General features: G+C 63.2%; 1 protein-coding gene. It reads right to left on the minus strand.

Going from position 1 to position 1,334, the window contains the following annotated elements:
* Positions 1-56 precede the first annotated feature (56 nt).
* Positions 57-1,271 (minus strand): IS256 family transposase, encoded by a 1,215-nt coding sequence (locus tag KTQ37_RS16615; RefSeq protein WP_218631623.1) that lies wholly within the window; start codon positions 1,269-1,271, stop codon positions 57-59.
* Between the last annotated feature and the right edge of the window lie 63 nt (positions 1,272-1,334).

Below are 1,334 nucleotides of genomic sequence, written 5' to 3' on the forward strand. Positions count from 1 at the left end.
GGGGAGTGTCTGAAACTCTGTGTATCTGATCGGGGCCATGCGGTTTTCAGATACGTTCAGGCGTCGAAGCGCCCGGCGAACATTATGGCCAGCTGATTACGGGCGGCAACCCATTCCCGGACGGCGCGGCCGCCTTTCTCGAAGTTGCGGACGGCCAGGAAGATCAGCTTCTTTGCGGCCTCCTCGGTCGGGAAGGAGCCCTTGGTCTTCAGCGTCTTCCGCAGCACCCGGTTCAGCGACTCCACGGCGTTGGTGGTGTAGATGATCTTCCGGATCCCGGCGCTGAAGGCATAGAACGGGGTAACCTCTGCCCAGGCCCGGCGCCAGGCCGGGGCGATCGATGGGTATTTTCCGCCCCATTTCTCCTCGAACGCGTCCAACTGGCGGGCCGCCTCCTCGGCAGTCGGGGCCTCGTAGATCGGGCGCAGGTCGGCGGCCACGACCTTGCGGTCCTTCCACGAACAGAAGTTCATCGAATGGCGGATCAGGTGAACGATGCAGGTCTGGACCATGGTCTCGGGAAAGGCCGCTGTGATGGCCTCCGGGAAGCCCTTCAGCCCGTCCACGACGGCGATCAGGATGTCCTGGACGCCCCGGTTGCGCAGCTCGGTCATCACCGACAGCCAGAACTTGGCTCCTTCATTGTCGGCGATCCAGAGGCCGAGAACCTCGCGTTCCCCGTCCCGGGTAACGCCTAGGGCGATGTAGACGGCCTTGTTCTTGACCATCCGGCTGTCGGCATCGCGGATCTTCACGCGCAAAGCGTCAAAGATCACAATTGGATACATTCGGTCCAGCGCCCGGTGCTGCCATTCGCGGACCTCGTCAAGAACGGCGTCGGTGACGCGGCTGATCAGGTCGGGTGAGACCCGCAGCCCATAGAGATCCTCCAGATGGGCCTGGATATCGCGCACCGACAGGCCGGCGGCGTAGAGACCGATGATCTTGTCATCCACGCCGTCGATCCGGGTCTGGCCCTTCTTCACCAGCTCGGGCTCGAAGCTGCCGTTCCGGTCGCGGGGCACCGTCAGCGGCACTTCGCCATCCGAGCCCTTCACCCGCTTCGTCGCGGTCCCGTTCCGGCGGTTCGCCTGTTCGGGAGGCGGTTCAGCGCCGGCCTCGTAGCCCAGATGCGCGGTCAGTTCGGCTCCGAGCATGCGCTCCATCAGCCGCACCTTCAGTTCCTTCATCAGCCCGGCATCGCCAAGCAGATCCTCAGGCCGCTTGCAGCCCTTCAGCAACTCGTCCAGCAGTTCATTGGAAATCGTCATCGTCCTGGCTCCTCTCAAGAAGCATGGACCCGTTCACCCATACACAGAAGACCTGACACTCTC

Source organism: Sedimentimonas flavescens (assembly GCF_019264375.1).
Lineage (GTDB): Bacteria > Pseudomonadota > Alphaproteobacteria > Rhodobacterales > Rhodobacteraceae > Rhodobacter > Rhodobacter flavescens.